Annotated in this window: 24 protein-coding genes; 2 read left to right on the top strand and 22 right to left on the bottom strand. The window is 43.6% G+C overall.

What is annotated here, in order from left to right; genetic code table 11:
• Nucleotides 1–8 precede the first annotated feature (8 nt).
• The 22 genes from AB4329_RS06090 to AB4329_RS06195 form a co-directional block, all read right to left on the bottom strand.
• Nucleotides 9–632: a nucleoside triphosphate pyrophosphatase gene (locus AB4329_RS06090; protein ID WP_136973950.1), complete on the bottom strand. Its 624-nt coding sequence runs from the start codon at nt 630–632 to the stop codon at nt 9–11.
• Nucleotides 633–639: 7 nt separating this feature from the next.
• The gene (gene mreD / locus AB4329_RS06095) at nt 640–1,128 is read right to left on the bottom strand and encodes a rod shape-determining protein MreD (protein WP_004735926.1); all 489 of its coding nucleotides are present in this window, start codon (nt 1,126–1,128) and stop codon (nt 640–642) included.
• Nucleotides 1,118–2,005, bottom strand: a complete 888-nt coding sequence (mreC, locus tag AB4329_RS06100; protein ID WP_048657962.1) for a rod shape-determining protein MreC — start codon at nt 2,003–2,005, stop codon at nt 1,118–1,120. Before mreC ends, mreD begins: the two co-directional genes overlap by 11 nt.
• A gap of 94 nt (nt 2,006–2,099) precedes the next feature.
• Nucleotides 2,100–3,143: a rod shape-determining protein gene (locus AB4329_RS06105; protein ID WP_017062957.1), complete on the bottom strand. Its 1,044-nt coding sequence runs from the start codon at nt 3,141–3,143 to the stop codon at nt 2,100–2,102.
• A gap of 150 nt (nt 3,144–3,293) precedes the next feature.
• The gene (locus AB4329_RS06110) at nt 3,294–7,694 is read right to left on the bottom strand and encodes a DUF6701 domain-containing protein (RefSeq protein WP_372137829.1); all 4,401 of its coding nucleotides are present in this window, start codon (nt 7,692–7,694) and stop codon (nt 3,294–3,296) included.
• Nucleotides 7,691–8,128, bottom strand: a complete 438-nt coding sequence (locus tag AB4329_RS06115) for an MSHA biogenesis protein MshP (RefSeq protein WP_372137831.1) — start codon at nt 8,126–8,128, stop codon at nt 7,691–7,693. The genes AB4329_RS06110 and AB4329_RS06115 overlap by 4 nt, the downstream gene beginning before the upstream one ends.
• Nucleotides 8,118–8,864: a prepilin-type N-terminal cleavage/methylation domain-containing protein gene (locus AB4329_RS06120; protein WP_102398236.1), complete on the bottom strand. Its 747-nt coding sequence runs from the start codon at nt 8,862–8,864 to the stop codon at nt 8,118–8,120. The genes AB4329_RS06115 and AB4329_RS06120 overlap by 11 nt, the downstream gene beginning before the upstream one ends.
• On the bottom strand, nt 8,864–9,433 hold the full coding sequence (locus tag AB4329_RS06125; protein ID WP_372102341.1) for a prepilin-type N-terminal cleavage/methylation domain-containing protein: 570 nt from the start codon (nt 9,431–9,433) through the stop codon (nt 8,864–8,866). The genes AB4329_RS06120 and AB4329_RS06125 overlap by 1 nt, the downstream gene beginning before the upstream one ends.
• On the bottom strand, nt 9,430–9,948 hold the full coding sequence (locus AB4329_RS06130; protein WP_372137833.1) for a prepilin-type N-terminal cleavage/methylation domain-containing protein: 519 nt from the start codon (nt 9,946–9,948) through the stop codon (nt 9,430–9,432). The genes AB4329_RS06125 and AB4329_RS06130 overlap by 4 nt, the downstream gene beginning before the upstream one ends.
• A gap of 153 nt (nt 9,949–10,101) precedes the next feature.
• The gene (locus tag AB4329_RS06135) at nt 10,102–10,605 is read right to left on the bottom strand and encodes a type II secretion system protein (protein WP_136973955.1); all 504 of its coding nucleotides are present in this window, start codon (nt 10,603–10,605) and stop codon (nt 10,102–10,104) included.
• A 35-nt stretch (nt 10,606–10,640) separates the two neighbouring features.
• A complete protein-coding gene (locus AB4329_RS06140) occupies nt 10,641–11,216 on the bottom strand; it encodes a prepilin-type N-terminal cleavage/methylation domain-containing protein (protein ID WP_372137834.1) in 576 nt (191 codons plus the stop codon).
• 79 nt (nt 11,217–11,295) lie between these two features.
• On the bottom strand, nt 11,296–11,751 hold the full coding sequence (locus tag AB4329_RS06145; RefSeq protein WP_372137836.1) for an MSHA biogenesis protein MshF: 456 nt from the start codon (nt 11,749–11,751) through the stop codon (nt 11,296–11,298).
• A 3-nt stretch (nt 11,752–11,754) separates the two neighbouring features.
• The gene (locus tag AB4329_RS06150) at nt 11,755–12,978 is read right to left on the bottom strand and encodes a type II secretion system F family protein (protein ID WP_017061351.1); all 1,224 of its coding nucleotides are present in this window, start codon (nt 12,976–12,978) and stop codon (nt 11,755–11,757) included.
• Between the two features lie 12 nt (nt 12,979–12,990).
• The gene (locus AB4329_RS06155) at nt 12,991–14,715 is read right to left on the bottom strand and encodes a GspE/PulE family protein (RefSeq protein WP_017061350.1); all 1,725 of its coding nucleotides are present in this window, start codon (nt 14,713–14,715) and stop codon (nt 12,991–12,993) included.
• The gene (locus tag AB4329_RS06160; RefSeq protein WP_371724379.1) at nt 14,705–15,880 is read right to left on the bottom strand and encodes a tetratricopeptide repeat protein; all 1,176 of its coding nucleotides are present in this window, start codon (nt 15,878–15,880) and stop codon (nt 14,705–14,707) included. The genes AB4329_RS06155 and AB4329_RS06160 overlap by 11 nt, the downstream gene beginning before the upstream one ends.
• A 2-nt stretch (nt 15,881–15,882) precedes the next feature.
• Nucleotides 15,883–16,722, bottom strand: a complete 840-nt coding sequence (locus AB4329_RS06165; RefSeq protein WP_017061348.1) for an ExeA family protein — start codon at nt 16,720–16,722, stop codon at nt 15,883–15,885.
• A 53-nt stretch (nt 16,723–16,775) separates the two neighbouring features.
• Nucleotides 16,776–18,413, bottom strand: a complete 1,638-nt coding sequence (gene mshL / locus AB4329_RS06170; protein ID WP_372137837.1) for a pilus (MSHA type) biogenesis protein MshL — start codon at nt 18,411–18,413, stop codon at nt 16,776–16,778.
• A 15-nt stretch (nt 18,414–18,428) separates the two neighbouring features.
• Nucleotides 18,429–18,761 carry a hypothetical protein gene (locus AB4329_RS06175; RefSeq protein ID WP_050651987.1) on the bottom strand — a complete coding sequence of 111 codons (333 nt, stop codon included), beginning with the start codon at nt 18,759–18,761 and terminating at the stop codon, nt 18,429–18,431.
• Nucleotides 18,754–19,401, bottom strand: a complete 648-nt coding sequence (gene pilO, locus AB4329_RS06180; RefSeq protein WP_017061345.1) for a type 4a pilus biogenesis protein PilO — start codon at nt 19,399–19,401, stop codon at nt 18,754–18,756. The genes AB4329_RS06175 and pilO overlap by 8 nt, the downstream gene beginning before the upstream one ends.
• Nucleotides 19,401–20,843, bottom strand: coding sequence for an MSHA biogenesis protein MshI (locus AB4329_RS06185; RefSeq protein WP_017065934.1), 1,443 nt, complete (start codon nt 20,841–20,843; stop codon nt 19,401–19,403). The genes pilO and AB4329_RS06185 overlap by 1 nt, the downstream gene beginning before the upstream one ends.
• Nucleotides 20,844–20,845: 2 nt before the next feature.
• The gene (csrD, locus tag AB4329_RS06190) at nt 20,846–22,861 is read right to left on the bottom strand and encodes an RNase E specificity factor CsrD (protein ID WP_372137838.1); all 2,016 of its coding nucleotides are present in this window, start codon (nt 22,859–22,861) and stop codon (nt 20,846–20,848) included.
• Between the two features lie 161 nt (nt 22,862–23,022).
• Nucleotides 23,023–23,580, bottom strand: a complete 558-nt coding sequence (locus tag AB4329_RS06195; RefSeq protein WP_017061342.1) for a single-stranded DNA-binding protein — start codon at nt 23,578–23,580, stop codon at nt 23,023–23,025.
• A gap of 278 nt (nt 23,581–23,858) precedes the next feature.
• Between AB4329_RS06195 and AB4329_RS06200 the strand changes: the two genes are divergently transcribed.
• Nucleotides 23,859–24,506, top strand: coding sequence for a LuxR C-terminal-related transcriptional regulator (locus tag AB4329_RS06200; protein WP_029235772.1), 648 nt, complete (start codon nt 23,859–23,861; stop codon nt 24,504–24,506).
• 157 nt (nt 24,507–24,663) lie between these two features.
• Entirely contained in the window at nt 24,664–25,536 is an 873-nt protein-coding gene (galU, locus tag AB4329_RS06205) for a UTP--glucose-1-phosphate uridylyltransferase GalU (protein ID WP_017061340.1), read from the top strand.
• Nucleotides 25,537–25,635 lie beyond the last annotated feature (99 nt).

Genomic DNA, 25,635 nt, shown 5'->3' on the forward strand with positions numbered 1-25,635 from the left:
GTTAGTAATTATAAGAATTCTTGCAGTAGCTGGTCCGTTTCAAATAAAGGTAAGCCGACAACGGCGTAATAACTACCTTCGATTCGGGTGACAAAGCGTCCGCCCAAACCTTGGATCCCATAGCTACCGGCTTTATCGCATGGCTCCCCTGTTTGCCAGTATTGTTCTATTTCTTTTTCACTGAGGGGTTTAAACCATACGTCGGTAATAATGATTTCTGTTCTTTGTTTTTCTTCTGAAACCACAGAAACCGCCGTCATCACTTGGTGACGTTCATTCGCTAACTGAGTAAGCATGCGCTTAGAGTCAGCAAAATCGGTGGGTTTCTCAAGCACTTGCCCTTGGCTTACGACGACTGTGTCAGAACCAAGAACGACTATATCAGAGCCATGATCTACAGTATCAGAACTAGGAACGACATGCTGCCTTTCAGAAGGGGTATCTTTCAATAAAGACAACGCAGCTAAAGCTTTATCTAAAGATAGTCGCTTAACATATTCTTCGGCGGTTTCTTGAGCGTGTTTACACTCTTCAACATCGGTTACGAGGACAGAAAACTCATAACCGAGTTGAGATAGCAATTCTTTGCGGCGTGGAGAGCCGGATGCCAAAACTAAATGTTTCTTTTCCATCGTCACGCTACCTCACATGCCAATGGCGACGCACGCGTCTCATTAATAAAAACATCCAAGGCCAAAGTATACAGTTTATCAATGCGCTCCATAGCGATAATGGGTTGAAAACGACATCTTGGATCAAATATTCACCAAAGAAGATCAATACCTCAAACAACACCGTTAATGCAGCAATGATCATCGCTTGCTGCCATAGCGCCATGTTACGAATAACGAGGAAGTTCATGGCAATAATGTACATCACTATTGCCATCATCATACCTCGAATACCCAGAGTAGAACCGATCAAAAGGTCCCACAATAAGCCTAGAATCAAAGCACTACCTACGTTAACACGATGTGGCAGAGCCAAAACCCAGTAACACGTAACCAGCAGCAACCAAGATGGTCTAAATAGATCTAAGCTACCAGGCCAAGGGATCGTTTGCAGAATAAGGGCTACTAAAAATGAGCAGCCAATTACGACCTTGCTTCTTAAAACGCTATTGGCCATCTTCATCCTCTAACAATGCTTGTTCTATGCTGGATTGATCCGCTTGCATCTGTTTATTTTCATCAGGCCATACAAGCAGCAAGTATCTGAGCTTGTCGAACTCAACCACAGGCTCTGCTTTGATCACAGCGAATTCTCGTTTCGGGTCGTAATCAACGGCAGTAACATAGGCGACTGGGTAACCTTCTGGATACACCCCACCAAGACCCGATGTCACCAACAGATCTTCTTCCTGTATATCAGTACTGGTTGGAATGTGCTCTAGCTGGATCTCGTCAATCATGCCATTCCCCGAAGCAATCACACGGATGTCATTACGAATAACCTGCACGGGAATCGCATTGTTTGCATCAGTGAGTAGAAGGACACGGCTATTATGAGCAGCAACAAAGGTCACTTGACCCACAATGCCTTTCTCGTTGATCACCGGTTGACCTTCGTACACCCCATCAATCTGACCTTTATCGATCACGACTTGATGACGATATGGTGAAGTATCTACCGCCATAACTTCTGTGACGACTTTCTTCTCATCACGGATAAACGGAGATCCTAACAACTTACGAAGGCGCTTGTTTTCTTCTTGATATTGCTCAAGCAGAATCAGCTCGCTCTTCAGTCGCAAGACCTCTCGTTTAATATTATGGTTGGATTCAATTAACCCTTTGCGAGTGCTAAAACGGTCGTAAACACCATCGAACATAGTGCGAGGCAAGTTGGCTGCATATTGAATAGGTGCAACCATGCTGTTTAATAGATAGCGAACATTTGAGAAAGCATCTAAACGACTATCAGCCAGCATAAGGCTGGCTGATAAAATTACAGCAAAAAACAGGCGCAATTGTAGAGAGGGACCTCTACCAAAAATTGGCTTCATTCTATATTTGGTCCTAGAGCTACATTTGATCCTATAGACAAGGTCCTAGGCTCTTTACATAAAACTAGATAAGAAAAGAGCCTAACACTAGATATTATTCTTCGCTGAACAGATCGCCGCCGTGCATGTCGATCATCTCTAGAGCTTTACCGCCACCTAGAGCAACACACGTTAATGGCTCTTCTGCAACAACAACAGGGATACCTGTTTCTTCTGTTAACAGGCGATCAAGGTCTTTAAGCAGTGCACCACCACCTGTTAGTACCATACCGTTTTCTGAGATATCAGAAGCCAGCTCTGGTGGACACTGTTCAAGTGCAACCATGACTGCAGATACGATGCCAGATAGAGGTTCTTGAAGTGCTTCAAGGATTTCGTTTGAGTTTAGGCTAAAGCTACGAGGCACACCTTCAGCAAGGTTACGACCACGTACTTCGATCTCTTCGACTTCATCGCCAGGGTAAGCTGAACCGATTTCGTGTTTGATCTTCTCTGCTGTCGCTTCACCGATCAAGCTGCCGTAGTTACGACGAACGTAGTTGATGATCGCTTCATCAAAACGGTCACCACCAATGCGAACAGAAGACGAGTAAACCACACCGTTCAGTGAGATAACCGCAACTTCAGTAGTACCACCACCGATATCAACAACCATCGAACCTGTTGGCTCAGAGACACGTAGGCCAGCACCAATCGCAGCAGCCATAGGCTCATCGATTAGGTAAACCTCACGAGCACCAGCACCTAACGCTGATTCACGGATAGCACGACGCTCAACCTGTGTTGAACCACAAGGTACACAAACCAAAACACGAGGACTTGGTTTAAGCACACTGTTGTCATGCACTTGTTTGATGAAGTGCTGAAGCATTTTTTCCGTTACGTAAAAGTCGGCAATTACACCGTCTTTCATTGGACGGATCGCTGAGATGTTACCAGGCGTACGACCAAGCATTTGCTTAGCAGCGTGGCCAACAGCAGCGACACTCTTTGCAGAACCCGCACGATCTTGGCGAATAGCTACAACTGAAGGCTCATCAAGAACAATGCCTTGGCCTTTTACATAAATAAGGGTATTGGCTGTACCTAAATCAATCGATAGGTCGTTTGAAAACATGCCACGAAGTTTTTTAAACATATTCTTCGCTCATCCTGCAAGAATTAGAAGACAAAAATTGTACTAAATGTACCAATGCCTTGCTGTTACGGCAAGGCATTGAAGTACAAACATGGACTGAAACCCGCAATTTCTTACAGATTCCTAACTTAAGGGGCAAAAATTATATTATTACTGACCTGTTAAGCCACTTTCACCTCGGTAGATCACACGATCGTTACCACGGTAGATACCAAATGTGACGACGGTGGAGGGATCTTCATCGCCTAGTTGACGCCAGTTGTAGCGCAACCATGGTTGATCTTGATCACTGCCACTACATGAGATGTTATTTCCGCCATCACTATCAGGCTCAGAGTCATCCATTCTTAACCACAGACGAACTTGCTCACGTGGCGCGTCTGTTCCTGCAGGCGTATTTTGATTTGCTGTGACCTCTTCTTCTCCATCATCCACATTTCCACTACCGTTAAATGAAACTAAAGTGGTTGCCGCCCCTTCACTGTGCCAAATAACTTGTTTACAAGTATTAGCCCCATTGAAGGTACTGCGGTCATCATCCTCGTTAACAATAAACTCGCTGCCATCCCAGAACTCAGCGCGCAATGGAATAGTTAGAGTAGTATCAGAATTGCCACCAATATCATCTAGCACCATTCGACCATAACGAGCTGGAGGCTGGACCGGAAACTCGACAGAATCAGTCAAAATATCAGAGTCAGTAAATGAAACAGGATCAACTCCTGCAACAGTCAAGCCAAAGTGGGTAATAGTGGAGTTAGCATCTGAAGTATTAAACGGTGCATCTCTGCGGCTAACGTCATCCAAATCCGTAACTCGCTGAAGAACAGCGGCACTATCGTTCAACAACCAATGCTTACGATCAGTAGACCAAGTGCCTGCCTCAGTATCCAGCAAGAACCCATTATCGACAGCTGTATCATCTAGAACACCAAAACTGGCTTGTAGGCTCGGGGCAAAGAATTGATAGTTGTTAAGCGCGTTACCAACACTGCTTTCACCTGATGCCATTGGGTATACCTGATGAACGGTTGAGTCATAAGGTTGGTCTAAGTATGCAATATCACTTTGATTTGTAACATTCCACTCAGGGTCACCTTGCATGAAGTATTTGGGGTAAAAACGGCCGATAGTTTTAGACCCAGTGACACCTGAATCACCATTTGGAGGGGCAATGGTGCTATAAAAGTTACCCGTTTCAATTGCAACCAATTCAAAACTTCCTACCTCTGAGTAGGTTAACCCATCAAGTTGGTACCCACCATTTGACTGATCACTAATTGAAATACTCGGAGATATCGTGTCGGGCATCAAATAGCCAAGTACACCCTCACTTGGTGTGTCTAAATAATGGGAAACACTGATCGAAGCTTGAGACACAAAATAATTCGAAGGAACACCTACATTATTTGAACATACGGAATTTACATTAGCTCCGGTAATCATGGGTTTCACGTCCACATCAAAGCTCTCCCCCGCTGCAACAAAGCCACTACTACTGGATTCTGTACTCGTTCCACTTGAATCGCTATCAGTACATACAGCAAACTCATAAGGTTTAGATTTGACAACAAAGCTACCAACCAACCCCGAACTTGCGGAATCAGGCTGTTCATAAATAGGACACCCTTCAATTTCAGAACAATCAAAGCTAGGATCATTGATAACTACATTAACTTGCCCAACATTGCTCCAATTTACTTCAGTTGTAGCACCACCATTATCAAAATTTAGATCTGTAACTGAGAAGTCATCAAGTGATCCATCTTCAGGGGTAGGCATTTCAAGAAAGTAATCTTTAGAAGCATCAAATGATAAGTTTTTAGTATAGCCATTTACTGGGCTAACAACGCCTTGATCACAAGCTTGAGCCGTCACCTCTACCACTAACTCTTGAGAGTCTTGAGCTGCATTCATATGTATTTGGCTTGGGCTTGTATCAAACTTATAGGGCACATAAAAAACTTGTGTCGATGTTGCGGGCTCTGAATCGTAGACTCCCCCAACACTGAAACTACCAACCGTATCAGAGTCTAAATACAAGGTTCGAATGCCACCATCAAACGTATAATCCGGAGTTTCACACGCATTGTTAGCTTCACCCGTACACCATCGCGTTCCCGTTGGGGTTACCGTCGCTTCAAACTGCTCATTAGAGTCGACCAATTCGCCATTCTCTTCTAGGCGAAACTCAACCGGAATTCGCTCACAGGTTAGGCTATATAATTGTTGAGGTTCTACAACCAATAATCCTTGCTGTACTGGGGGTTCACAAGAATAATCAGGTTTGATTATCGTTACACCATTATCAAGCACGGCGACTCTCGCTGTCACGGCACCATGAATAGCTGTCTGATTTAAATCTACAGTATCTGCGAGAATAAATCCTTTGAAAGTAGAGTTCCCAACGTCAAATATGACCTCACCTTTAGGAGCGTATATAATGGGATAAGCGAAGTCAGATTGTATATCAACTGCCAAGTTAAACTTCATACGTGTTATCACATTTATTTGAGAGTTGCCCTCAAAGGCATATACCAAATCTCCTGCATCATGCTCATAATTATCAAAGGTCGCCGTGGAATTATCAGGAAAAACCAGTTCTACACCCGCCCCTCCACTAACTTTAACATCTGAGATATAACTGTCTTCATCTAAGACGACTCGAACTAGATTATAATCATTCCCCTGCTTGTTGATAACGAGCTTAGACAAGTTACTCTCAATGAAAACATCTATTGTTTCACCGTTAATTTGGTAAGAACATATCTCTGAGTCCGCTCCGCAGCTCTGCAAAATATCCGAAGCCTTGCCCGTAATGGTTAAACTTTCTGATGGATTTTTTTCTGCAATAGAGGTTACGTAACTGCCTTTAATCTTTCTTAATTCAAGTTGGCTATCATTATTACCAACATCACATTGATGTTCATCACACACTGGAAAATTATAAATATGATAAAACTCACTCGCATCATCAAAACCCAATAATAAAAAGTCATCTTTTGTTGTCCATTTATCATTAAAGAGCTCATAGCCTTCAGAGACCTTTTTTAAAGATTGATTAATATAGTTATTAGACCAGCCGCTAATTTTTGTTTGCTGGCTGGTAACCGTCAATGAGCTATTCACACCAGTCCAACTCTGAATGGGCTCGGGAAACAAGTTACACACGTTGGCAACAGGAACCACCTCAGGTAACTCAAACGCAAAGTAACCCACTTCTTCCGGAATATGCGTGCGGTCTCTAAAGTCCTCATCTACAACAAAGCTAACTTGGTTCGTGTTAATGTTACATCGACGTAGCCAGCCTCCGTGTCCACCAGCCCTCTCTTGTTTATTAGCTATGATCCCGTCAATATTCGTTAGAGAGGTGGTAGCATACTTATCCTCACAGCCATCCAACATTGGGTCATTACCGCTTTGACTTGGCGTATCATACCCTCTTGCAAATTGAACCTTAAAACCATCAACATCAAGGTTAGTATTGGTGGCTAACGTCGCTAAAAACGCGATCTTCTCATCGTCATAATCATCGTTACTGCGGTGAGAAGCACTTAGCTCCAAAAACAAATCAATGTATGACGTTTCATCGGTTCGCCTAACCTTGCCAGAGGTCATCCATTTATCATTGTTATTTCGAGTTTGAATTTGATGCAATACCACCGGATTAGAAGAAAAGCCAGCTCCGCCAAAATCGCTATAAAGGACTCTATCATTACTATTTGAGCCTGATTTAGCACTGGCTGCATCGGTGTTCAAATAACCCGCTATGACTTCATGGCCATTAAAATCGGCCACACCGGGCTCAATCGCAAGGTAACTGACTTCTGTTATCGGTTGGCTATCTAAATCTGAACCACCGCCATTCTTTGGCGCCTTAATCTGCTTGATGGTCGCTTCGGTTTTGCTTACCTCGGTAACCATTAACGTTGCAGGAGCATCCGCGTCAGGGGCACTTGAATCAATGGTTGGCATCACAAACACCAGTGGCGTGTTGGTATAAGACTGAGTCAGTGGGATCTTACATTCTCCACCAGAGCACTGAACGATACCAAATTCATACTGAGCATCGTTTGAATAAACCGGCGGTGGCTCGATATCCGAGCTGTCACATTCTAGTTCAGTACTGTCCCCACTATTAATATCGACGCTTTGCGGGTGAATACCTTTAAAGTCTGCGGGGTAATTGCCTAAAAAAGTAAAACCCTGCCCATCGTCAACGTAGTAGTCTGCGGTTCCGGCATCATTTCCCGCTCCCGGCTGATAAATCAGTTGAACACTATAGTCTCCCCCACCAACCATGTAACGAGGATCGCGAATAAAGGGCGTATCTCCCACCGTAGGCTCATTAATATCATTGGTCCAGATGGTGTATTCCGGGCGGTTATTTCCGGGCTCTTGCTCTGCAAACACAGATTCAACAAGCTGGGCGGAATTGATATTAAATGATATTTTAAATTCACCGCTCGGATCTACGTTACAAGTCGACGCTGTCGCGATCAAAGGGAATAGGCAGAAACAGGCAACTAAAATATATCTACATGCTTTCATCGTATTGACTCCCTCACCCAAACTTCTTGAATACGCTGTACTTGGTTGATACCTGAGCCACAAATGGCTGTTGATTCAATCTTAAAAAAACCAACATCATCTAAAATTCCGATCGGAGTACAAGTTAACTCTTCAACTGTACAGATAGTCGACATCCCACTGCTCACTTGATTTGAATTTAAGTTACCACACGCTGCACTAACACTTGTTGAAACCGCGGGAGATACAGTCAAAGGGTACACTTGAGTAAGTGCCCACTCATTCGCAGAGTGTGCTAGCAACCAAGCCTGTGTCCCAAGTTGCTTACGGGTCAATGTATCGTGATTTGACCATTGGACTTGCACTAGAGAAGTCACGAGGAAGCCCATCACCACGATAACAAATACCGCGACGACCAAAACACTCCCTTGTTGAGATGATTTACTATGGCGCATTGAGTACCTGCACATCTTGTTGATAAACACTGATTTCGTTGTTTTGCTCAAGCACAAGTTCGATATGAATCACACCACCGCGCTGTAAGCTTGGCTCTTCGTAACGGAAGTTACTTTTTGTATAGTTAACGCTATCTGTGACCCTTACGCCATTACGCTCAATGACACCTTGTCCTTCGATAGTATTGTTCACTATACAGAAGCTGACATGATTGTTTTTTTCATAAATATAGTGTCGTTTTGCAATAGACTCACTCACAAGACTCAAAGCTGTAACACTGAAAGAGTTGGTATTCTGAACTGCACCCGAGACGTCAATTCGTTTATTGGACTCCACTGCCAAATCATTAAAACTACTTGGATTTATAATAAGATAATCTCCTACAGAGAGACTTGGGGCATCTTGACCAACAATGAAGTCCAATTGATTGCCTGGTTCATCGAAGTGATAAAAACCGGAATATTTGATCGAATAGAATGAAAGACACTTTCTATCAAAAGCAAGTGTAGGTAAAAAAGTCTGAACTTCAGTGAAGCTATTGGGAACTGCGTGGCTTATCTCTCGCGACATTTTCTCAACAACAAACTGCCCTTTTACTTGCACCTTTTGTCTATCGATAGTGTCGACATAACCTTTCATGCCATATTCAACAAAGCCTGCAATCGCTAGGCCAATGACGGCAACCACAACAATGGTTACGATCATTTCTATCAAAGTAAAACCACGTTGTTTCATTAGTAGTTCCCCTTGTAAGCAACCAAGCTATAACGGTTGTTACCACCAAATATCTGTAACTCAACGCGCTTCATCGTTCCAATTACATTGTCGTTAAGCCCGTCCATGTCTTCGTCATAAAACACCAAGACCTCAACACGGAAATTGGCATAACTGTCTTCGATATTTTCATCTAGGATATTAGCAAGTGGGTACTTAATAGGTGATACACATGCTGATTCAGTGGTATCGGTGTACCAGCATCCAATATAATCATCGACATCATTAAAAGCAGCGGGCGCAGTCTCTGCCCCATCCACTCCCAGTTCATTAGGGGCAGAACAAGCCGTCGCACCAGCATCCCCACAACGCACCAGACCACCATCAAAATCACTGTGTTCATCAAAGCCGCGAGCTAAAATTTGATTCATCAAACTCTGGCCTAAGGCCACGGAACGGTTTTGATATTGTGGGTCTGCTGAACTTGCCACTTGTGGTGCTAAAAAACTACTAATCGTCACCATCGCAATACCCAGTACGATAATCACAACAATACTTTCAATCAGAGTAAAACCACGTGAGCGAATCATAGACACGCCCCTTCACTCACATAACCTTGAGAATTGATACACACACTGGCTTGGTTTTGCGCTGAGGTAATCAAGATGCTCACACCACTACTGGCGGTATCAAGCGGGTTACCGAGAAGATCAAACGTAATTTGTGACACTGAAGGTGTAGTACTAAACGAGACTTGATCAGCTACAACTAAATCGCTCCGAGAGTTAGGGTCACTAGCACTGCAACCTCTTGAACTACCAATACAACTAGCATTGATAGTTATGCGGCTGCGCAGACAAAGTTTTTGAAGATCAAGGTTACTCGTATCGTTACAGTAATTGTATAAGTTGGGGATATTGGTTTGAATGCGATTCACTTGAACCTGACGAATCACCGAGATAATTTGCTCTTGCGCAGTAAAAGTGGAATAGCTAGAAGTACCAACGAAGCGACTCGCGGCAAACGTTGAAATAATACCGAGGATAATGATAACGATGATCAGCTCTACAAGGGTAAAGCCTTTGGATGTGGGGCTGTTATCCATAATGAGCCTCTAACGGTCTAGCGAATACTGATTATACAAGATTACGAAACTGATGGTCTTATGTATATGAATCGTTTTAATATTTATGAGCGATAGAAAGAAAAAAGACCAGCAGGTGCTGGCCATTTCATATTGATTCAACTTATCACTCAGTTAGTTTGCAGGGACACCACAAGCAGTCCCAGCAGCACCAGCTATAACAGCAACTTCAGCAGGTTCATCAGCGGCTGTGGCAGCAGTATAACGAACACAGTTTGTAGTAAAGCCAGTTAAACCGATATCAATCGTGGTATTTTCATGGTCAGCTTCATCACCTGTTGAACTTTGAAGAACAACAAACTCTTCTGACAAATCAATAGACTCTAAGATTCCATCTTCTGCTGCAGTAGGGTAACCGAAAGAATATACGATATCGTCTCTAGTAGTCGCAGGCAAATCACCAGCATCTACTTCAAGCGTTTCTATGCCTGCAATAGCGGCTTTACCATAAGAAATACCCATTGCACCAGCTACAGCACCTCGTAAACCATCGAGAGTAGATGCACGCGCATCATCTTGCAGATTCAAGAAACGTGGTGCCGCAGTTACAGCAAGAATACCCAGAATAACAATTACAACCACTAGTTCGATTAGGGTGAAACCGCCTTGTCTTTTCATAGTTAAGCTCTCTCTATGTTTAATTTTACGCAGACTTACTGCAAAGTTACGGTCACACGACCAGTTTTAATTTCGTAAACAAATTGGTGCTCGGTATTACCTTCTAACTGAATGTAAGTACACGTTGCATCACCTGAATTCGCTTGCGCTGAATATTTGTAATTTGAGTCGCTAGCAACATCTGAAACCGCACCGACTTTAGGGGGATTTTGCAGTAAGTTTTCCATCAACTCAGAACAGGTTTCATCTGAAATATCTTGTGGTGCAGTGCTCGAATCGTTGTTCAGAGTCCATGGGTAGCCATCTCTAAAATCGGTATCGACATTGTTACTGTTCTTTGATCTTGTTAACCAAAAATCAACACCATCATAATTTACAGTATTGTATGTTTCAACACCTATCTTCTCTGACGGCCTAGCTTCTGCTTCCCACTGTGCTCTTGCCGACAAAACGGCGGTTGCAAAACCACCAGCGACACCTTCAATACTTGATTTCTTGGCTGCATCCGTCACATCTAAGAAACGAGGTAAAGCAGCAACCGCCAATAAACCAACGACAACAATCACTATAACCAACTCGACTAGGGAGAAACCCTTTTGATTTTTAAGCATTTTCTACCTACTCATCTAATTGCTAACGCGCATTATACATTCGCGCTCGTATAAAACCATAAAAAAACTGTCAATATTTTCACAAAGCCAAAATATTGGCTTTTACACTAAACCTTTCTCTTTCAAGTAATATATCTACCTGATATTTATCAGTATAATGATAACTACAATGAAAGTGTCTGTTGTCACTTTTATCTTCAACTCTTGGAGAGCTTAGCCCTAAAATGCTCCCTTGAGGATATAATTGATCCAGCCAATAATTACAGTCTCGCTCCGTACCTTGGATAGGCATTACCCACCCAGTTCTGCTGTAGATCTTTGGGAGTTCCGAGCCTTCTTCTTGCCCAGCACCCGATAACAAATACTGCTGTTTGAACAAATTGGCTTGTTCAAGAATCCGCTTGCTCGCGACGATAAATGCTGTGTTAGTCGCTTCCTCTTCTACCGTTTTGAATGCAGAAAGCACACCGACAATAAGAAAAAGAATAACCACAGTCCAAATAACAAAACGTGAGCGTTGTAGGTTATTTAGCATTCCCTAACCTTTGATTGCATCCAACATTCCCCACATCGGCAAGAAAATACCCAGAGCTAAAATCAACACCATGCCTGCAACGATGGTTAACAAAATGGGTTCAATTCTGGCGGTTAAGGTTTTCAGATCGTAATCGACTTCGCGGTCATAAAAATCAGCCACTTCAAGTAATAGCTCATCAATACGACCCGTCTCTTCACCGACGGAGATCATTTGTATCACGAGCGGTGTGAAAATTTCGCTGTTAATCGCGGTCGACGAAACCGTACTACCGGCTTCAATGGCCGATTTCATGGCTTGAACTCGCAACTCTAGAAAACGGTTATCTAAAGCTTCCGCCGAAAGCGCTAGCGACTGGTTCAGTGGTACACCCGCTTTAAGCATCAAAGCAAAAGTACGCGAGAAGCGTGACAACAGTGCTCGATTCACTACCCCGCCAATGACCGGCATTTTTAAGCGTAATCGATCCCACTTTTCCAAGCCTTTGTCTGTCTTCACCCAAGCTTTAAAAGCGAAGATAAGACCAAAGATCACTCCAAGCATTAAGCCCCAGTAATTCACAAAGAACTCAGACATACCAATCAAGATACGAGTAGGCAGCGGCAAGTCGACACCAAAGCGCGCAAACATGCTTGAGAACTGTGGAATAACCTTGATGTTAAGAATGAACATTGCAATCAAGATAAAACTGATCACGAATGTTGGGTAACGCATCGCAGTCTTAATTCGTTTGCGAGTCTCAACTTCTTGTTCGTAATATCCAGCTAATTGCAGTAAAGCCTGATCTAGACGGCCTGTGTTTTCACCAACGCCAATCATCGAGACAAACAACGGACTGAATACCTTTGGGTGCATCTGCATTGACGCCGCTAAGCCGCGACCATTGGTTAGCTCAGCAACCACCTCTTCCAAGGCGGCTTTCAGCTGCTTATTTTCGCAGTTTTGAGTGAGGCCTTTCATCGATCTTAATAGTGGTACACCCGCTTTGGTTAGGCTGTATAACTGTCGACAAAACAGAACCAACACCTCTAACGGTACACTCGGAAAGAACAGACTCGATACATCCATATCTAAGACTGAACCACCACTTTTGCCCAGTTTGATAGAGGTTGGAATGATCCCTTTACTCATCAAGCTTTCAGCAGCAAGATCTTCGTTATTCGCGTCTAATTGCCCACTTACTTGACTACCATCAGAGCTGCGACCTACATAACGATACGTTGGCATATCATTCTACCCCTACAGATAAATTGGGTCAGTGGCACCGGACGCATCACCTTCGCCAAGATGCATTATCTCATCAAGACTCACGACACCTTGCAGAGCCAATTCCATCGCAGAAGCCAATAACGGTTTATAGTTTTCAGACTGTCTCGCCTTTTGAGCAAAACCTACCGCATCATTAGCTCTCAGTGCATCCATCATGTTTTGCTCTAGCTCCAACATTTCAAATACACCAATTCGCCCGCGGTAACCCGTTAAGTTACAGTTCTGGCAACCACGGCCTTTCATAAACGGCACACCTACTTGGTTAGGGAAACGGACGCTCAGCCATTGCTTGCGAGGTTCATCTAACTCATCCTCAACCTTACAATCTGTACACACTTTACGAACTAATCGCTGTGCGACTACTGCTCGAACAGCGCTCGCGACCAAGTAACCCGGAGCACCCATATCCATCATACGCAACGCGCTGTCTACCGCATCATTGGTATGTAACGTACTTAATACTAAGTGGCCGGTCAGTGCAGCTCTCAAGCCTATCTCAACGGTTTCGTGGTCACGCATCTCACCGATAAGAATAATATCGGGATCCTGACGTAGAAAGGTTCTCAAGATAGTAGAGAAATCGAGATTGATCTTAGGGTTTACCTGAACTTGATTAACACGAGGTAGGCGGTATTCCACCGGGTCTTCCGCAGTAATGATCTTTTTACCCGGTTCGTTTAATTCACTTAACGCGCCGTATAAGGTTGTTGTTTTACCTGAGCCGGTTGGTCCGGTAACCAAAATCATGCCATGTGGACGGCGCAATTGTTGACGCAGACGAACCAACAGATCACTCGGTATGCCCGACTCTTCTAGTTTACGTAGGCCTGCTGACTGGTTAAGAAGACGCATAACCACTGATTCACCGTGCTGTACTGGCATGGTCGACATACGAATATCAACCGACTGACCTTTAGCTCGGATATTAAAGCGACCATCTTGAGGAAGACGTTTCTCTGAGATATCGAGGTTTGCCATCAGCTTCAAGCGCAGTACAAGTGCTGAAGCAATATTCACTTCATTCAGCAATGTTTCATGCAGCACACCATCAATACGCTGACGAAGACGCAATACGTTTGAATCTGGCTCGATATGGATATCCGAAGCACCAACCTGAATAGCATCTTCAAATAGTGAGTTGATCAGCTTAACGACGGTAACTTCATCACTGTCTTCTTCAGCGATATCGAAATCAAAAGCATCATTAACTTGGTGTTCAGCGTGAAGTTGCTCAGCAAACGAGGCAATCTCTTTGGTTCTTCGATAATAGCGATCGAAGCCATCAACCAATTGCCTTTCTTGAGCAACAACGAATTCAAGCGCGTAATCGCCGAGCTGACCAAGCAAAGACTCTTGGGCAAACAGATCCGCAGGGTCACTCATTGCAACACGCAAAGTGTCACCTTGGCGTCCAATAACCAATGCACGAAGGCGACGAGCATGTACTTCGGGTAAAAGCTGTACTGCTTCAACATCGACAACGGCTCGGCTTAAATCAATAAGAGGAATCGCTAACTGCTGCGACAAAAAGCTCAGCATTTGCTGTTCTGACAAGAAGCCAAGCTCAATTAGCGCATCACCCAGCTTACGCCCAGTACTTTTCTGAGCGGCCAGTGCTTGTTCAACTTGAGCCTCAGTGATAATGCCTTCTTCGACAAGCAAATCACCAAGCCTTTTTCTTAATCTAATTTGCATCGCCGCTCTCCTCTAAAGCATTGAGTATTTTTAACCGGTCACGCACAAAGCTTTGTGATTGAGATGAGATACCGACTCTAGTCAACGCACCTTGATATGATTGTTTTGCTGCAGCGAAGTCTAACTGGCGTTCTTGCTGAATCGCTAAGCCCAACCACCAGCGAGCGTTATCTGAATCGACTTCAACCAACTTTTGATAACTCTCGAGTGCGATTTCTTCTTGCTGTGATTTTTGGCTCAACGCCGCACGCATTGCTAGATACTCTTGAGTTGGATGCGGAGGCATGTGTACTAAAGGGCTCAGCGCCGCTTCTGATTGATTCGCTTTAACCAGCAGTTTAGATAACCCTAATCGCAATTTTTCACTGTTGATGTTGAGCTTAATTCCAGACTGATAAAGCTCATAGGCTTTGCGAGTATCGCCTTTACCAAAATAGAGAATCGCAAGTTTCTGACGGACATCTTCATTTCGTGGCGTGTAGCGTAGAGCTTCAGTGTAGCCCTTCAACGCACCAGTAAGATCGTTCGCATCAAGCGCTTTCTGAGCTCGACCTTGTGCATTCACAGATAGCTGTTCCGGAGTTAACTCAACCTGTTCGATCAACATTCCGCTATTTTCTGAATCACCAGAGGCTACAGGCTCATTAGAGATAGACGCAGGGGCTTTTTTTGCCACACTAGCAACGTAAATCGGTTGGGGAATTTCAGTCTTAGTCGTTTCAGGCACGCTTAGAGCTTTAGCCGGTGTTTGTTGTTTTGTCGCTTTTGGGGCAGACATAACAACTGATTCGGAAACACTAGGCTTAGATTGAGCGCTTTTTGCCATCGCAGTGTTTTCTGTTGAAAGGATCGCAGAGTCTAGTGTCACCAATTTCTTAGTTGGCGATGAGATAGGTTGAGCAACTTCCTGAATGCCATTTGAATCATCAACGACAGAGACTTGAACCTGTAAATCTCGAGTTGAGATTGACTGCTCAACAATAGACTGATCAATCACAGGGCCTTGCGATATCGCCCAACCGCCCATCGCTAAGCTCAAAGTAAAACCTGCAACAACCCAAACTAGGGGGGAACGCGTTTTTACTTTAGGTACGACTGCCGCTTCAATCGAAGTCGCTGACTTTTTCTTTGCCAATTCAGACAAGGCGTTGTTAATGACGCTCATAATTAATTCCAACCCCACAGTATTGGCGTTTTAAATTTAGGCTTACACACATCGTACGTTTCATGCATAGCTGAAAAAAGATGTTGGTTGTCGATACTTTTCTTATCTTCACTGAACGAAAGCAATAGAGCCTTATGGCAAAGTTGGTTTATCAATCTAGGGATACCTAACGACGAACGACAGATCGCCTTTTTTTGATTCAAGCTGAATAACTCAGGGCTGCCACCAGATTTAGCGATTCGATTATCAATATAAGCCACCGTTTCATCGAGATTCAGCGGTCTCAGTGTCGAACTAAATGTGATTCTTTGGCGAAACTGCCTTAGGTGGTAAGCCTCTAATCGAGCATCCAATTCTGGCTGACCTAATAAGACAATCTGCAGCAGTTTTTTATCTTCCGTTTCAAGGTTACCAAACAACCTTAATGTTTCGAGCGCTTCATCCGATAGAGCCTGAGCTTCATCAAGAATAGCCACCACTCTTAAACCAGAATTGTGCAATTCAATGAGCTTATGCTGAATGTTATCAACCAAGGTTGCTTCATTATCGACAGCTAAACCAAGCTCTGTTGCAACCGCCTGGCGCAAGTCTGCCCCTGATAACACAGGGTTTGGTAAGTAGATCAGAGCTGTACAGTCATGTAGGTGATTGACCAACATTCGGCAAACCATGGTTTTTCCAGTGCCTACCTCTCCGGTCACCTTAATCACGCCCTCGCCCATTTCCAACGCCGAGATTACCGTCTGAATCGCTTCGAAATGAGGCGCTAAACCATAGAAGAAATCGGTATTCGGCGTTAAGGTAAATGGCAGTTGTTCAAAACCAAAGTGAGCTTGATACATACGACGACCTAGCTTAGTGAGACACTGCCACTCTATATTGAGAAAGTAAGCAATTACTCTTCATCAGGGAACCACTGCTGAAGAAGATCACGTGAACGCTCCAACTCATTTTGCCAAGTATTCACACCCACGATCGTTGGCTTAAGTAAGATCACGAGCTCAGTTTTTTGCGTTAACTGATTGGTATTACGGAACAAATGACCTAAGGCTGGAATATCACCGAGGAATGGAACTTTAGAGGTCACATCACTGGTGTTGGATTTCATCAAACCACCAATAACAACCACATCGCCATCTCGAGCTCGAATCACTGAGTCAGACTCACGAATAGAGCTTTTCGCCAAAGGAAGCTGCACCACACCCGTTGTAGAACCAAGGTTGAGCTCTTTCACTTCTTCCTCGACCTCAATAACGGCTGGGTGAACATGTAAGAATACGCTACCTTTATCATCTATCTGAGGGGTCACATCTAAGGAGATACCCGAAAAGAACGGAGTTAACTCAACCTCAGGTGCGACGTTCGCGTTGTCACCACTGCCTACCGCGCTAGATAAATCCGTCACGTAGTATTCGTCAGTACCCACTTTGATAACCGCTTTCTGGTTGTTTGCAGCTGTGACTCGTGGGCTTGATAGAACGTTCAGGTCACCTTGAGTATCCATAAAGCTCAATACCGCTTCAAAACTGCCATCTGAGATCGTTACGTTGGTTTGCCCGCCTAACAAAGAGCTGATCGCATCTAATGAAGGCAAAGTTCCACCAGGTCGATCAATTACCACACCGCCGCTGCCAATCGACTTAGATAAATTAGACCAGCTAATACCTTGTTGGTAACCATCACTCAAGGTTACTTCCATGATTTTGGCTTCTAGGATAACTTGACGCTGCAGGCGTTTTTGAGAAATACCTAAGAACTCTCGAACCTCACGAATTTCGTCAGGGTAAGCACGCACTGTAATCACACTCGCTTGCGGGGTCACGACAACGCTTTGCCCATCGCCCGAGCCAATTAAGTGAGCAACCGCCGCTTCAAGCTGTGGCCAAAAATCACTTTCAGAGGTCGTTTCAATCTCTGTACCACCATTCGATGTCGAGTTTGATGAATTAGAAGAGTTAGATGAATTTGACGAGTTTGAGTTCGAGTTTGAAGAGCTCGATGAATTCGAATCTGAGTTAGAGATCGTGCCGGTGGTGATCGTCGTTAGTGAGCGACCAGAACGCTTAACTTGTAAGTAATCGACAGGGATCGTTACGGTGCGAAGACCGGCAGGATAAACTTGAATCACTTTGCCACGCTTTTCAATATCGTAGCCATACATATCTTGAGCAACAGCCAGTACCTCATCTAACGTCACGTCCGTTAGATTAAGCGTAAGGTTTCCAGACACACTTGGGTGAATAGCCGCACTATATTCCGTACCTTTCACTAAGCTGGCAAAAAAAGTTCTCGCTTCAACGCCTTTTGCCTGAATACGAAAACGCTTAACCGTTTCCATCCCCGGAGACATCGAGTCAGAATTAAGCTGAGGCATAAGGTCATCTTGAACCGACGAAGGCAGCTCATGAAGCGCTCTGCTATTGGCTTCATTAATTGATTCGTTTAAAGACTCTTTAATCTCAACAGGATCTCTATGCCCCATCGAACAGCCGACTAAAGATGACACTAGGATTGCTACTACAAGTTTACGCATGTCTTCACTCTAACCTTAATTATTCTTAACATCTAAAGAGAACATCTCTAATTTCCACTGCTTAGAGCTTCTCTGCAGAGTGACGTATTCTGGATCTATGTTCTTAACTCGGTACCCTCTGATCGTTTCCCCTTGTCCGAGAATCTGACCATTCATAATCGCATAGCAAGGCGTATCTCCCTTACACACGATGCTTTCTAAAGAAGGCAAGCGATAACGAGTTGGTGCTTTCTTAGCAGGCGCCGCTTTCTGTTGAGGTGAAAGCCAGCCTAATGGCGCCGTGGGATCTTGCTCAGCCCACACAAAAGAGCTACTAAATAGCAAGGACAACAAAAGAGTTCTAACCACCGATAAACTCCTGTCTAGTACCTAATGTGTAAACCTCGAACACCAGTCGAGCTTTAGGATATTCTTCTACTGAGTATTCAAATGTGCGCCAGTAGTAACTCACAGGTAGAGACTCAAGTGCTTGAAGGTAAGCTGAGATATCAAAGTAACTGCCGGTTAGCTCCATTCTTACAGGGTGAAGAAAGTAGCCTGAATATTCGCTGGTCTCTTTATTGTTCGAAATCGCTTCTGGTTTTAATGACTCTAGCGATTCAAGCTTTAGTCCATTACCGGCGTTAAGAACGCTCTCCAGTAACTGCGACATTTGAGAAGGTGTGATTAATCCATCAACAATCTGAGAAAGCTGAAGAGAGAGATCTTGGCTCTCCACCAGCAGCTTTTTGTACTCTCGATTAATTTCTTTGTCTGGGTCTTTGTTTAACTGAGCTTGCAGAACAAGTAACTCACCTTGCTGCCTTTGATTCGATTGAGTCAGGCTGCTCGCCTTGGCATTTTTAGCTTGTAGATCGAGATACGCAGGCTCAACCAATAAGGTGAACAACAACATCGATAGGCCAACAAAACCACACACAAAAAGTAGCCATTTTTCTCTTTGACTTAATGCAAGAAACTTATCGCTCAGCTGGTTCCACTGCTGCATTATTTACTCTCCCGACGAGTACTTAGCTCAAACGTCACCACATCCTGATCATTACGGCCAATTTTTAGTTTTTCAAAAGTGCGTCCGACTAAATTAAGCTCACTTTTAAACTGACCAATCCAGTTCGGAACGACATTTGCATTACGAGCCAAGCCACTAAGATCTAAAGTATCGTGGGTCATGTAGATGTGCGAAAGAGAAATGTCATTTCGGCCTAATTTAGCTAAGGAATTCATGACGCCAGAATACCCGACTTGTTGGGATTCGTCGTATTGTCCAACAGCCTTCAAAGCCTCTTTTTTAGCCTCAGTCTCACGTTTGAGACGCGCAACCGCCGCGACTTTCTCTGGAGACGGTTTATGCTGAGTTAACTTACTATTCAATTGGTTAACTTGCTTGTTAAGTTGATTCGAGTCTTGTTGCAGGGCTGTTAGCTCTTTATCTAGATTAGAAACTTGATACTGCATTGCGAAGTAGCCACCAAGCATCAAAACACAAACTACTCCCCAGCTCGCAACAACATTGGTCAGCGTAAAATATTCTTTTTTAGGCTTAAGGTGTTCAGGGTAAAGATTGACCTTAAACGTCTCTTTTTCAGCTGCAAGTTTAAGCAACAAACTCTCTGAATTATCACGCTCACCTTCAACCAACAGTGAAACTGTCGAGCTCAATGTACTGTTTAAGGCACTTTGTAACTCTGCTTCATCTTCTTCGTCACAACAGATTTTAAGCTGGTGAAGCTGGGTGCCTTTAATTTGAGAAGAAAGGTAATCAATCGAGCGTTGAAGCTCTAAAGCGAGGCCATCTAACTGCAGAGCACTTGACGCAACACCCGTTAAAGGTGGCACAACACTGCGGATGGTTCTTTGAAAACAAACGGTATTTTCGACAAACGCACCCAATTTAAAGTGTGAATTGACGCTACGTTGTAAAAGAATGAAATTAGACAGTTCGCCTGCACTGTAACCCCAGATTTCATCTTCAGGAGCAACACCTATTAATTCAACCTGAGCCGAATTAGTGATATTCAAAAGCTTGTCCAACAGCTTTTTAGGCAGGACATATACTTGCAGCTTGTTCGACGTTGGTAACGCGACCGCACTCGCAGTAATTTCCGTGACTCTTTCTGAAACAAGATCTTTGAGTAAAAAAGGCAGTGCTACCGACCATTCACTCTCTGGAATGTCCGGTTTATCAATTTGGTAGGTTTGGTAGTAGTTAGCACAGACAATCAGTTGGACGCTATTACTGGTAAACGCCTCACTGCTAAGCGATTTTTTTAGCGCACTCTCCCAGTCCCCATTAACCACGGGAATGCTGGCTACTTGAGGATCTTGTTCTGTCGATGAAATATAAATGGCGTCATTGCCCAGCAAGACAACTTGCGAGCTACCTTTATTATTCGTTGGCTTTATTTTGTCTAAAATCGCTTTAAAATTCATTCTTAACTACTACTCTTACGCCATCGATTTCTTCGTCCAACTTTGACAACAGATTCCGCTTTCGCGGCTTTTTCTGCTTGATTAGGCAAAGGGATAATTTGTTGTTCTTCGTCGAAATATCTCCCTTGATAGCCGTTAATGCCTAACTCTATCAAGGTATTCTTTTCTTGTTTTGTCTCGACTCCAACGGCAATAACTTGAGTTGGAGAATCACCACACGCCCCAATTAAGCTTCGAACAAACAGTTGGTTCTCATGCCTTTGGTCGATTTTCTTTATTAGGCTTCGATGAAGCTTAATATAATTAACCTTCAAATCCTTTATATAGTGAGTGCTAACAATGGTTCGCCCAGCTTGGCCAACCACAACTTTACACCCTAAACCTCGCAACATCTTTGCCACCGGTCTCATATAATCAAGATGAGCAATCAAGTGCCCTTCTGGAAACTCAAACGCAAGCTGAGAGCGGTGTTGAGCAGAGAGCTGTAACAACTCACTCCTAAACCACTTAAAGTGCTGTTTATTAGCAAACGGGGTAACATTCAGATTCACTGAATAGTTGATAGGTTGAGTTGATTCTTTCAACGATTTCAACACAACCTTTAGAACCGATTGGTCCATTTGAGCTTGATAACCCACTTGCTCTACCGCAGGCATAAATCGAGACGATTTCAATAAACCTTTGTCAGGATCCTGAATTCTAGTAAATATTTCTCTATGTAATTCATTAACTTGACCAGATTCCGGCATAATATAACACCGCTGAGCAAAGATTACTAAATTTTCAGGAAGCAGCGCTTTATCAAGTAATGTTCTCCAACGAACACTGCCTCTATCAAGCTCATTCTTATTCTCTTTCGGGTAACGGCTCCAGTTATTAATACGCTCTAACTGAGCACTCTTTAGTGCCGTTTCCGTTTCATCCATGATCTGGCTATGACGCTCACCTTCGGTATACATGGTCACACCAATATGACACCAGTTATCCGACTCTAAAGGCTCTGGCGGAGTTAGCTTATCTAACTGCCTTAAACACTGAGCAGCCAAGGTCGCAATATCTTTTGCGCCCTGATGAGGGATAAATACAGCAAAGTCCGCTTCGTAATAGCGAGAAAAAATGACATCGGGATAGCGTTGAACGATATTCGACAGTACTTCACCGACTTCAATAATAAAGCCGTCTGTGGTTTGCTTATCGTTAGCATCACTAACTTGCTCCCATTCGTCGATACGTATCAGTAACACACCGCCTCGAGCACCACTTTCATGCAGTGCCGATTCCAGCTTATTATCGAATAAAACTCGGTTTGCCGTTCCCGTGAGTTTATCTAGGAAAGTATGGGTACGAATAAAGGTATCAAAGCGACTTCGTTCTTGACGAGCATCTTGTAGCTCTTCAATCAATACATCTAAGGCTTCGCTTGCGGTATAAGGCCACTCTCGCTCATCTCCCTTTGCATGAGCTTCAACCTGACCGGCCAAGATCATTCTTCCTCGCTCTTCCAAGATTTCAGAACCCATGAGTTGTTCTTTCAACCAACGAACACCGCGAGCAAGACAGAACAGAACCAATGCGACAGCCAAAGTAATTGACCACATCGCTTCCACTGAGTAGTTGTAGCCAATATAAGGAGGAAGTGCTTTAAATTCGATTCGGTAGCCTTCATTACGCTCTAAAATGAAGCTTTTCTCATAAAGACGATTGGGATCAATTTGTGGGGAGGTATCTTTGAAACGATAAACGATGCCGGTCTTGTTCGAGAGTTTCATCTCAACAATATTGCTCGCCTGCAACATCTTAGGCATCCAACGCTGCATTGAATACGCGGCGTCAGGGTCTTCCATCTCTTTATCTACAACGTCGACAATGCCAACCAAATAATGGTCTAAATATTCCTGTCCAATACGCTTAAAGGAAAGTGTGCCACCAATAAAAAGAATGAACATCGCGCTGATCACTATCACGGTGACAAATGCGACCAATCGAGTGCTCAATTTTAGTGTCGGGGTATATCTCATGAATAACGAAATCCTTTTCAACTCACATTATACCGTATTGCTACTTATACTATAAATTGACGTTGTAAATAAAGCGTTAAGAATTGTAGGTAACAAAAAGCCGCGATGAACGCGGCTTTTTCCAATTTAATACTGTCTTTATAATATATTAAAAACAGGATCTAAAATGGGATGTCATCATCAAAATCCATTGGCGGCTCATTATATTGAGGTTGAGCCTGCTGAGGAGCTTGTTGAGGTGCTTTTGGCTGCTGTTGAGCGGGAGCACTGTATTGTTGTTGCTGTTGTTGTGGCTGCTGTGGCTGACCCCAACCACCTTGCTGTTGGTTGTTACCCATGCCACCTTGAGCAGGAGCACCACCTTGAGCACGGCCGCCAAGCATTTGCATTACACCATTGAAGCCTTGAACAACCACTTCAGTTGTGTAGCGATCTTGACCGCTTTGATCTTGCCATTTACGTGTTTGAAGTTGACCTTCAATGTAAACTTGAGAACCTTTACGTAGGTACTCACCAGCAACTTCCGCAAGCTTGCCAAACAGAGCAACACGGTGCCATTCTGTTTTTTCACGCTGCTCGCCAGTTGCTTTATCACGCCATGACTCTGACGTTGCAATGGTAATGTTCGCTACTGCGCCGCCATTTGGCATGTAACGAATTTCAGGGTCATTACCTAGGTTACCCACTAATATAACTTTGTTAACTCCACGGCTAGCCATGATTTGCTCCGTCTAAATTCATAGTCTCAGAAAATTTTAGCGCACAAGAATAGCATGCTTTTCTACAGTGATAAATCGCATTCCTATTCTCTCCTCACTACAAAGAATAAAAACGTAACAAATCATGATATTCAGAGCGATGTTGCTTTTTTCTCCACTTACAAACCACTCATTTACTTTGATTATTGATATTCAACGCAAGTCACTATCAAGGCGCTAGAGAAGCTAAAGCCTGCATGACAACGTGGAATCTAATCCCACTCAAACAGGACGTTTCAATGAGAAAATCAAGATACGCTCGCACTTTACACTTTCTGTGCATCGACCCAAACGATACCTATCTACATGTAAAAGAGATAGAAAAGCATTTATCTATTGTTCTCTACAAAATGAAACCCGACGAATTAATGCTAGTTGATAGAAAGCAGAGTAACCGGATCTTGCTCGTCGATTACAGAGAGGTACCACAACTACTGATTATTTGTCCTAACCTGACTGTTATGTGGAAAAATCACGAAATCATTTTATTCAATGTCCCCCAGCAACTTCCAACCTCAGAGCTTCTTACCTATGGGGTACTAAAAGGACTCTTTTACAACACTGAACAAAAGGACAAGATTGCTCGTGGTCTTCAAGAAGTCATTGATGGCGATAACTGGCTGCCAAGGAAGGTAACCAATCAACTGTTGTTTTATTATCGCAATATGGTCAATACCAACACCACACCAACCAATGTTGATTTAACCATTCGTGAGATCCAGGTGATTCGCTGTCTTCAATCCGGGTCTTCAAACACACAAATCGCCGATGACTTGTTTATTAGTGAGTTCACGGTTAAATCTCACCTCTATCAAATATTCCGTAAGCTTGCGGTAAAAAATAGAGTTCAAGCGATAGCATGGGCAAACCAGAACCTGCTTGCATAATCGACCCACCTCTTAGTCTGACGATAATTTTGAGGGAAGCTCTAGTAAATCATGGCTATTGTTGCTGAATTTTCGACATAACTTATGCTAGAGTTGCCCTCAGAAATATCAACCACTCAGGTTGAATCAATAATTATTATAGATAAAGGGTCTTATCATGATCAAAAAGTGCCTTTTCCCGGCAGCTGGCTACGGTACACGTTTTTTACCTGCAACCAAGTCAATGCCTAAAGAAATGATGCCTGTAGTAAACAAACCTCTGATTGAATACGGTGTAGAGGAAGCTATCGAAGCTGGTATGGATGGAATGTGCATCGTTACTGGACGTGGTAAGCACTCGATCATGGATCACTTTGATAAAAACTACGAGCTTGAGCACCAGATTAGCGGCACCAATAAAGAAGACCTATTGGTTAATATCCGTGAAACGATTGAAGCGGCAAACTTCACCTACATTCGTCAACGTGAGATGAAAGGCCTTGGCCATGCTATTTTAACGGGTCGCGAACTGGTAGGCGATGAACCGTTCGCAGTAGTACTTGCTGATGACCTTTGTGTGAACGAGCAACAAGGCGTGCTAGCTCAGATGGTTGCGCTATACAAACAGTTCCGCTGTTCTATTGTTGCTGTACAAGAAGTTCCAGAAGAAGAGACTCACAAGTACGGTGTTATCTCTGGCGAAATGATCAAAGATGACCTTTTCCGAGTTGATGACATGGTAGAGAAGCCAGAGCAAGGTACAGCACCAAGCAACCTAGCGATCATTGGTCGTTATATTCTGACTCCAGATATCTTTGAATTAATCGAGCAGACAGAACCAGGTAAAGGCGGCGAAATCCAGATCACTGATGCATTGCTAAAACAGGCAAAAGCAGGCTGTGTATTGGCTTACAAATTTAAAGGCCAACGTTTTGACTGTGGTAGTGTTGAAGGCTATATCGAAGCAACAAACTACTGCTTCGAAAACCTATACAAGAAAGACCAGCAGCAAATCGAGCTAGGTAAACACTCGACCAAGAAAGAAGCATAACGACTGGTTAATCACTAACGTTACTGATTTTAGAAAGGGCGACTCTTTGAGTCGCCCTTTTTGTTTACTGTTTTTTTATCCAGTAAAACTTTGCACAAA

The organism is Vibrio sp. 10N.261.54.A5 (assembly GCF_041471145.1).
Lineage (GTDB): Bacteria > Pseudomonadota > Gammaproteobacteria > Enterobacterales > Vibrionaceae > Vibrio > Vibrio crassostreae_C.

Bases quoted from the DNA above. Each gene is read 5' to 3' on its own strand.
- AB4329_RS06150 (WP_017061351.1), bottom strand. From the start codon at position 12,978: ATGCCAACGTATCGTTATGTAGGTCGCAGCTCTGATGGTAGTCAAGTA.
- AB4329_RS06135 (WP_136973955.1), bottom strand. From the start codon at position 10,605: ATGAAAAGACAAGGCGGTTTCACCCTAATCGAACTAGTGGTTGTAATT.
- mreD (WP_004735926.1), bottom strand. From the start codon at position 1,128: ATGGCCAATAGCGTTTTAAGAAGCAAGGTCGTAATTGGCTGCTCATTT.
- AB4329_RS06195 (WP_017061342.1), bottom strand. From the start codon at position 23,580: ATGGCTAGCCGTGGAGTTAACAAAGTTATATTAGTGGGTAACCTAGGT.
- AB4329_RS06145 (WP_372137836.1), bottom strand. From the start codon at position 11,751: ATGCTAAATAACCTACAACGCTCACGTTTTGTTATTTGGACTGTGGTT.
- AB4329_RS06125 (WP_372102341.1), bottom strand. From the start codon at position 9,433: ATGATTCGCTCACGTGGTTTTACTCTGATTGAAAGTATTGTTGTGATT.
- AB4329_RS06185 (WP_017065934.1), bottom strand. From the start codon at position 20,843: ATGAATTTTAAAGCGATTTTAGACAAAATAAAGCCAACGAATAATAAA.
- AB4329_RS06120 (WP_102398236.1), bottom strand. From the start codon at position 8,864: ATGAAACAACGTGGTTTTACTTTGATAGAAATGATCGTAACCATTGTT.
- AB4329_RS06200 (WP_029235772.1), top strand. From the start codon at position 23,859: ATGAGAAAATCAAGATACGCTCGCACTTTACACTTTCTGTGCATCGAC.
- AB4329_RS06105 (WP_017062957.1), bottom strand. From the start codon at position 3,143: ATGTTTAAAAAACTTCGTGGCATGTTTTCAAACGACCTATCGATTGAT.
- AB4329_RS06130 (WP_372137833.1), bottom strand. From the start codon at position 9,948: ATGGATAACAGCCCCACATCCAAAGGCTTTACCCTTGTAGAGCTGATC.
- mreC (WP_048657962.1), bottom strand. From the start codon at position 2,005: ATGAAGCCAATTTTTGGTAGAGGTCCCTCTCTACAATTGCGCCTGTTT.
- csrD (WP_372137838.1), bottom strand. From the start codon at position 22,861: ATGAGATATACCCCGACACTAAAATTGAGCACTCGATTGGTCGCATTT.
- pilO (WP_017061345.1), bottom strand. From the start codon at position 19,401: ATGCAGCAGTGGAACCAGCTGAGCGATAAGTTTCTTGCATTAAGTCAA.
- galU (WP_017061340.1), top strand. From the start codon at position 24,664: ATGATCAAAAAGTGCCTTTTCCCGGCAGCTGGCTACGGTACACGTTTT.
- AB4329_RS06165 (WP_017061348.1), bottom strand. From the start codon at position 16,722: ATGTATCAAGCTCACTTTGGTTTTGAACAACTGCCATTTACCTTAACG.
- AB4329_RS06115 (WP_372137831.1), bottom strand. From the start codon at position 8,128: ATGCGCCATAGTAAATCATCTCAACAAGGGAGTGTTTTGGTCGTCGCG.
- AB4329_RS06090 (WP_136973950.1), bottom strand. From the start codon at position 632: ATGGAAAAGAAACATTTAGTTTTGGCATCCGGCTCTCCACGCCGCAAA.
- mshL (WP_372137837.1), bottom strand. From the start codon at position 18,413: ATGCGTAAACTTGTAGTAGCAATCCTAGTGTCATCTTTAGTCGGCTGT.
- AB4329_RS06140 (WP_372137834.1), bottom strand. From the start codon at position 11,216: ATGCTTAAAAATCAAAAGGGTTTCTCCCTAGTCGAGTTGGTTATAGTG.
- AB4329_RS06160 (WP_371724379.1), bottom strand. From the start codon at position 15,880: ATGAGCGTCATTAACAACGCCTTGTCTGAATTGGCAAAGAAAAAGTCA.
- AB4329_RS06155 (WP_017061350.1), bottom strand. From the start codon at position 14,715: ATGCAAATTAGATTAAGAAAAAGGCTTGGTGATTTGCTTGTCGAAGAA.
- AB4329_RS06110 (WP_372137829.1), bottom strand. From the start codon at position 7,694: ATGAAAGCATGTAGATATATTTTAGTTGCCTGTTTCTGCCTATTCCCT.